This window comes from Flavobacterium sp. Leaf359 (assembly GCF_001423985.1).
Classification (GTDB): domain Bacteria; phylum Bacteroidota; class Bacteroidia; order Flavobacteriales; family Flavobacteriaceae; genus Flavobacterium; species Flavobacterium lindanitolerans.
Genome location: NZ_LMPW01000001.1, coordinates 579225 through 579528, shown reverse-complemented (window position 1 = coordinate 579528; position 304 = coordinate 579225). Strand labels below are relative to the sequence as shown.

1 pseudogene is annotated in these 304 nt (G+C 54.9%); it reads left to right on the top strand.

The features are described from left to right. A pseudogene (locus tag ASG38_RS17895) lies at window positions 1–304 on the top strand (metallopeptidase); the annotation flags it as partial.

Here is a 304-nt window from a genome sequence, read left to right as displayed (position 1 = left end):
ACCTTTGCGGTAACACTGCCGAGCACACTCAGGTTGTGACCGTAACAGATACCCAGGCTCCTGTATTTGCCGGAACACTGCCTGCTGCCGAAGTGGCTGCGTCTTGCGACAGTATCCCTGTTGCGGCTACGCTTACTGCGACCGATGCTTGCGGAACTGCGACTGTAACTTTTGCCGAGACCAGAACCGATGGTGCCTGCGCCGGAAGCTATACCCTTACTAGAAAATGGACGGCTACTGACCTTTGTGGTAACACTGCCGAGCACACTCAGGTTGTGAACGTAACAGATACCCAGGCTCCTGT